This window comes from Microcoleus sp. PH2017_08_TRC_O_A (assembly GCF_020738665.1).
GTDB lineage: Bacteria > Cyanobacteriota > Cyanobacteriia > Cyanobacteriales > Microcoleaceae > Microcoleus.
The window spans coordinates 1-6,728 of sequence record NZ_JAEQCE010000154.1 but is presented as its reverse complement, the minus strand read 5'-3'; the positions used below and the strand labels follow the sequence as shown (position 1 = coordinate 6,728).

Here is a 6,728-nt window from a genome sequence, read left to right as displayed (position 1 = left end):
GGCATCTTGCCTGTTGCTAAGAAAGAAAGGGGGCGGGCAAGATGCCCACCCCACAATAAAATTAACTCTTTGTGGAACAGGCATCTTGCCTGTTGCTAAATATTTTCAAATACCACAGTTTCCGAATAATTACTTCTCAACTATCACCGGAGTACCCACTGCGACTTTCTCAAATAAAGCTTGGGCATCTTTATCAAACATTCTGACACAACCGTGAGAAGCCGCTCGCCCGATCGACTCTGGAGTCGGAGTCCCGTGAAAACCGATCACATTCTTACCATCCGTCCAAAACCCGATCCACCTGCTTCCCAGCGGATTGTCCGGCCCTGCGGGTACAAGTTCTCCCGTCCAAGGATGTTCCCAAACAGGATCTTTAATCATTTGCATGACTTTAAAGTTGCCCGTGGGAGTTTCCCAGCCGTCTTTCCCCACAGCCACCGGAAAACTGGCTTGCACCTTATTTTTGCGGTAAACATAGACCCGGCGTTCTCGCAATTTCAGCACTAAACGCACTTCCTCAATCGCATTTTCCGGCGCGTTTGGTTCCTGCGGAAGATACCTAGACGGTTCGCCTAATGGTGGCAGTTCGGGAACTCCGAGATTTGGCAATTTTACATCAGATTTTGGCTGCTGGGCGATCGCACTATTACTTAAATTAGCCACCGGTTCAGCAGTCGCTTGCTGCTGTAAGGCGACAGACAGCGCCGCTGCGCTCAAACTCAGCACAATTAAGTTGTTAAATAAAAATTTGCTGTTCACCATTATTTTGTTCGCTAAACTCTTCACCAGCAGTTCCTACAAAGTTCTTATCTAATTATCCGCAAACTGCACCGGAAAGCCAAAATTTAGAGATGGGTTTTTTACTGTAAATGCCCTGCCCAGTTTTGAGTTTCCATTTCACAAATCATAACTTATTTAACTGCCACAAAATTGGTTTGTAGTGATGAATGCGATTCCAGGAAATTTGATGCGGACTAAAGTCCTCACTACAAACCAATATTTTTTATTGTCAGTATTTTTACGGATACGATCTAACTCAACACAAAACTTACGCACTAATATCAAAGAAACCGAGATTTTATACGGCTAATGGTGGTGCTCGGCGAGAGATTTTCGCGAACAAATCCGGTTGATGGGTAAATCGTGCAAGTCAATGATTGAATTTTACCTCCGACTCATTTGATTTTTTGATCTGTGGCAGACTGGCGATCGCAAATTGAAACTATGGCGCTGCTGCATCCGGCAAGCATAATCTGTCTGTTGGCAGAGTTTGCCGCCCGTGCCGCAACAGTTAGAGGGGCGCAAAAAAACGGAAACGGTCGATCGAACAAACTCAATATATCACGCCGACACTCTAGAGATCCGAAGCACTGAACTTCTTGTAACTTGGGAACTTATGATGTAAAATTTAGTCTTTCAAAACTTGTTCGATAATCTTTTTTTGAGATTGTCCTAAATTTACTACTCCGGGGATTAAACTGGATTAGGTTTAAAGGTTGGGACTTTCGCGCAGCGAAAGCAAGCCCGACCCTAAATAGCAGTTAATGTGAGGTTTCAATGCGTCTTCAGAAGATCAAATTATTTACAGGTGCAACCCTGTCGGTGCTAATATCGGCGGTTTCAGTGCTTCCTGCGATGGCTAACCCTCCAATTGAAATAGCCCAAACGCAGAGCACCACAACAGCCAACGCTCAAACCATTATTGGTTTTGTCAAAAATATTGTCGGCGACATAGTAACAATTAGCCCAGAAAGCGGGCCGTACAGGACTCTCAGGATTCAAAGATGCATCCTGAGAATTACTTCTCTGGTACCGGGAATGAAAGTCAGAGCCACCGTAGCCGGAGATCAGGTAGAAAGGCTCGTCGTGATCCCCGATTATAAAGTAGTCTCTACCACAGTTGTTCGTCCCCCCGCTCCAGCACCGCGTCCGGCCCCTGAACCGCCACCGCGTCCGGCTCCCGCTCCCCGCCCAGTTCCTCGTCCGGCTCCCGCTCCGGCTCCGCGTCCGATTCCGGCTCCGCGTCCAGCTCCTCCTGTGAGAGGACTTTGGTAGAACTAGATTTCTAACCAGAATTAAGCCACCGCGCGCGCGGTGGCTTCGCTTTTTCAGAGCAGTTAGAATAAAAGAATTGTCCAGCAATTGTTGAGAAATCGCTGCTATGTATTACCTGCGTTTCTTGCTGCTAATTCTGCTGTTACCCCTGGTTGCGTGCGATCGAGCTACCGATGCTACAGCGACTCCTGTACCCGCACCAACTCCGCTGTCGCAAATTCCCTCCGTTGCACCGCTGACAAATGTTCGTACAAATCAAATTGTACCGACCAAACCGCTATCGCCGCAGCCGATCCGCATTGTTGCAACTGCTTTGCCGCAGCCTTTCGCCACCCAAAGCGCCTCGAAACCTCCTCAAGTAGTACCGATTCCCCCATCGCCAGTGCTGCAAGTCCCTCCTGGCTTTGTCGTCAGCGTTTTTGCTGACAATTTAGACGCTCCCCGATGGCTGGCTTTGACGCCGACAGGAGATGTTTTGGTAACAGAAACCAGGCAGAATCGGATTAGGCTGCTGCGCGATGCCAACGGTGATGGCGTTGCTGAGGTGAACATGACTTTTGCTAGCGCCCAAAACGGCTTAAATATTCCCTTTGGCATGGCTTTTGCCGATCGCTATTTCTTCCTCGGAAACAGCGCCGAAGTCCGTCGATTTCCCTACACAAAAGGGCAAGAACAATTAACAGGTACTGGTGAAAAAATTGCCGATTTACCGGGCGGTGGCTACAACCAACACTGGACGCGAAACGTTGTCGCTTCCCCGGACAACCGCCGGCTTTTTGTATCAGTTGGTTCCCAGTCTAATGCCGATTCCGAACCCTTGCCGAGGGCGTCTGTGCAAGTGATGAATTTGGACGGTACAAACCAGCAAACTTTTGCTTCCGGTTTGCGAAATCCCGTCGGATTGGATTTTCACCCAAAAACTAATCAACTCTACACGACAGTCAACGAGCGCGACGGTTTGGGAGATGATTTGGTGCCGGATTACTTGACCCGAATTCGTCAAGGCGAGTTTTACGGCTGGCCTTATACTTATTTTAAGCCAAATTTGCTCGATCCGCGCCACGTCAAAAATGGCAAGAGCGATCGACCAGATTTAGCAGCTAAAACATTGATGCCAGACGTGCTGTTTCAGGCCCATTCGGCAGCTTTGGGACTTCAGTTTTACGACGGGAAAACGTTTCCCAAAAGATTTTTTAACGGCGCGTTTGTGGCGTTTCGGGGTAGTTGGAACCGGAATGCAGGAACGGGTTATAAAATTGTGTTTGTACCTTTTAATGCGGCGACTGGACGCCCTCAAGGTTATTATGAGGATTTTCTGACTGGTTTTCTCACCGATCCGTCGGGCCCGAAAACTTGGGGGCGGCCTGTTGGTTTGCTGGTTTTACCTGATGGGAGTTTATTGTTTACTGAGGAAGCGAATAACCGGATTTATCGCGTGCAGTATCGTGGCTGAGCAAAGGGCGATGGATTAGATACCCGACTTCTTGAAGAAGTCCGGTATCTGGCTGTTTAATCAGCTTCAAACCTTGCTAAGTTGAGATTCACCGGAAACTTTTTGAAAAATTAACAACTTATCTTCTGCCGCTGTTTCGCGATTTAAATCAGACAGTTCGTAATAGGAATCTGTTTCTGGCAAGTAGATTTCCGGTAAATTCTCAGGCAGGATTAAATAAGTGTTTTTCACCTGTAAAGCATTGTCTATATCTAATGAATATAGAAATCCGTCAACAGGATTTACAATTAACTGGTGAAATGAAACTTGTCCCTCTATGTAAAGCTTGAGAGTTGGTTGTGCAACTCTGAAAACCAACCAGCGATTGTACAAATTATCTACATCGCACCAAGAATAAAGATAGCTATCGCCGTATTCATTCTCAAAAAGCGATAGCAGGGGGCCGTCGAAATACTCTAAATTGACTATGCTTCTAAGAGATAAAGGAAATTTACTTAGTTTAAATCCTATTAATTGTTCCACTTTTTTTTACCTTACAATAAACAAGATGTTATTACAAATTTTGCTGCCAAATCAGCATTAGCAAACTCATGTAGGCTCAAGTGACCGTTATCATCTATTTTGGAGACAACTCCATCTGTCTTGTCGATCGCTCCTGCTGCTATGTGAGTCCCCAGAGAATCGCGCAGTTTTTTTCTTTTTTTTGTTAGTTTTAAATAACGGTTTTCGGCATTTTCCCTGGTATCAAATAATGATAGCGCATAACCTTGACACCTGGTAGCTTCAGTTTCTGGTTTTAGGTTGCGCTGCGGAGTTATTATCAGCACCGGTTTAAAGTTATTAATAGCTCGTTCATCATTGGGCTCAAATACAAATCTAAAAGCCAGCATTTCTTGCGGTTCATAGTCCAGTGGCGGGCATTTAGTTGAAAGCTTATCTATATGTTCTTGGTGTTTGAAACACATATTGATAATTTTAGTATCCTAAAGGTTTTGTGTAAGCGCCCTAAAATCCCGAACCTGGTTGTTTGAGAAACTCTGCTTCTGCGGGAGTTGTGTCGCGTCCGAGAATTTGATTGCGGTGGGGAAATCGGCCAAAACGCTCGATGATTTTAAAATGCCGCACTGCAAAATTAATGACTGATTCGCTGTCAGGTTCGCCGCTGAGTTGGCGAAATAATTGCACAGATTTTTGCTGGTGTTCTAAGTTTTCGCTGTGTTCAAAAGGCAGGTAGATAAACCACTTTTGTACAGTCAACAATTCGCGATCGAAGTTATTGTTAACAGCGTGTTGGGCGGCGGCTAAGGCTTTGCTGTCTGTGGCGAAGGCTTGGGGATTTTCGCGAAACATATTGCGCGGAAATTGATCGAGCAGTATGATTAATGCTAGGCAGTTTTCCGGGGAATCTTGCCAGGAGTAGAGTTTACCGGATGCTGCTAGTTCGTATTCTGCTAGAAATAGCGATCGCACTTCCGTATCAAAATCGGCATCTTTCTCAAACCACTTCTTTTGAACTTTACCAAACTCTGGAGAGTTCGATCGACCAAACCAAAAATCTAAAACTTCATTCATTACCAATCTAGTTAGCCATTGATTATTGATGGCAATTGAGGCATCTGTAGTTGCACAAAATCTACTTGATGTGCAACTACAAATCGCAGCGATTAATGATTACCAAAGATGACTCCGCCCAAACACAGGTACTTGCTTTCCGACGCTATCGAGGGTGGAGAAAAAAAATTAGATTACAGAGTTTAAGCTTCCAGATTCATCTGTTATCGAGTAAATCTAAAATCTAAAATCTACAATCTAAAATCGACTGACTTAGGAACTTTTGCTGTCCGGTACTTAAATTTACGAACTGGTAAACAGTCTGTCCCAAGTTTTTCCTCCCACAATTCCGTCTACAGGAAGGTTGGCTTCCCGCTGAAATATTTTCACTGCATCTAGGGTTGTTCTACCAAAGATGCCATCAAGTGCGATCGGTTCTGGACACACACCGCGGGCGTTTAACAATTTTTGCAGTTTCCTCACATCTTCGCCTCTCGATCCGTGTTTTAAAATCCTTTTATGGAATCTAACTTCTGGTTCGTGGCAATCATTAGTGTGGCAAACTTTGTCGCCGGCGCCCCCTGAATAAGTGGCTGCATTGGCGCCTGTCAAAACTAATATGCCGAGAACTGCTAGTAAATAATAAAAAGTCTGCGATCCAACCATACTTTCCCTGTTAATTTTCTCAAGCGTTTTCTGCAAGTTTGACCCGCAACAAACGGGTAAAAGCCACCGACTAAAGTCGTGGACGATCTCAAAATTTTAGAATTTTGTTGAAGCTCCCAGATTCAATCCGAGAGTCAATCTAAAATCTAAAATCTAAAATCTAAAATCGACTGACAATTGTTTGAGAGTGAGAAACCGGGTTTCTGGGATGGAGGCGTCCAATCTCGATTGACCGGGTTTCTGGCAACAGTCAACAGACATTCTACAATATAAGTGGCTTTACTGCAAAATCTTTGATCGTGCAAGTTAAATTTTGTTGCTCTTGGGTTGCAGCAAAGGTAACAATTACTTCGCACGCTACAGAAACTGTCAGCATTACCAAGTTTCTCGCCAGCGGGTAATCGCAAACGTCATCATTCGCCGCGGTCGGAACCCGATAGTGTTGGTTCCAAATTATTTCGGAGTAATCGGCGGCTAATCCGACGTGCACGCAGGGAATGGAGGCACTCGCACAGTAATCTTTGACTGCTTGCCGCCCGATGCTGTTATCAAAAGTATCGATCGCCAGGGCGCTGTTGGCAAGCAGTCGATCGACATTGGCGGGTGTCAATTCCTTTGAGTGCACGTCAACGCTGACGGACAAAGCGCGGTACAGGTTGTTGGCGAGAATTTTGGCTTTGAAGGCGCCGATGTCCGATCGATAGTAGGGTTGAGTGGAAAGGTTGCGCTCTTCGATGCGATCGCGATCGACGACTCTTAACTGGCAAAAGCCCGATCGCGCCAGACTCTCTACAATATTCGCACCCAAAGCACCCGCGCCGCACACCGTTACCGGGAAATTTTTAATCAGCGACATCACTGCGGCACTTCGGTAAAGTTGTTCGTGAAAAAATATACTCATAGTAATTGGGAATTGGGAATTGGGAATTGGGAATTGGGAATTGGGAATTGGGAATTGGGAATTGGGAATTGGGAATTGGGAATTGGGAATTGGGAATTGGGA

The 6,728-nt window shown here is 45.6% G+C and carries 8 protein-coding genes; 2 read left to right on the top strand and 6 right to left on the bottom strand.

Translation table 11 applies throughout. From position 1 onward, the window contains the following. Window positions 1–129 precede the first annotated feature (129 nt). Window positions 130–762: a L,D-transpeptidase gene (locus JGK22_RS32040; protein ID WP_293192408.1), complete on the bottom strand. Its 633-nt coding sequence runs from the start codon at window positions 760–762 to the stop codon at window positions 130–132. A 795-nt stretch (window positions 763–1,557) separates the two neighbouring features. On the opposite strand from JGK22_RS32040, the gene JGK22_RS32035 reads away from it, so the two are divergent. Both JGK22_RS32035 and JGK22_RS32030 read left to right on the top strand, forming a co-directional pair. After that, window positions 1,558–2,055, top strand: a complete 498-nt coding sequence (locus JGK22_RS32035) for an autotransporter (RefSeq protein WP_293185026.1) — start codon at window positions 1,558–1,560, stop codon at window positions 2,053–2,055. Window positions 2,056–2,161: 106 nt separating this feature from the next. Then, window positions 2,162–3,508, top strand: coding sequence for a PQQ-dependent sugar dehydrogenase (locus tag JGK22_RS32030; RefSeq protein ID WP_293314471.1), 1,347 nt, complete (start codon window positions 2,162–2,164; stop codon window positions 3,506–3,508). Between the two features lie 66 nt (window positions 3,509–3,574). Here the strand turns inward: JGK22_RS32030 and JGK22_RS32025 are convergent, their stop codons facing one another. From JGK22_RS32025 to JGK22_RS32005, 5 genes are all read right to left on the bottom strand, one after another. After that, window positions 3,575–4,030 (bottom strand): DUF6575 domain-containing protein, encoded by a 456-nt coding sequence (locus JGK22_RS32025; protein WP_293185023.1) that lies wholly within the window; start codon window positions 4,028–4,030, stop codon window positions 3,575–3,577. 11 nt (window positions 4,031–4,041) lie between these two features. After that, complete coding sequence (locus JGK22_RS32020; protein WP_293185022.1) at window positions 4,042–4,473, bottom strand: hypothetical protein; 432 nt, start codon at window positions 4,471–4,473, stop codon at window positions 4,042–4,044. Window positions 4,474–4,513: 40 nt separating this feature from the next. Beyond that, entirely contained in the window at window positions 4,514–5,080 is a 567-nt protein-coding gene (locus JGK22_RS32015) for a DUF924 family protein (protein WP_293192404.1), read from the bottom strand. Window positions 5,081–5,362: 282 nt separating this feature from the next. Next, window positions 5,363–5,725 (bottom strand): peptidoglycan-binding domain-containing protein, encoded by a 363-nt coding sequence (locus JGK22_RS32010; RefSeq protein WP_293185020.1) that lies wholly within the window; start codon window positions 5,723–5,725, stop codon window positions 5,363–5,365. Window positions 5,726–5,987: 262 nt separating this feature from the next. Beyond that, window positions 5,988–6,626, bottom strand: coding sequence for a ThiF family adenylyltransferase (locus JGK22_RS32005; RefSeq protein WP_293185019.1), 639 nt, complete (start codon window positions 6,624–6,626; stop codon window positions 5,988–5,990). Window positions 6,627–6,728 lie beyond the last annotated feature (102 nt).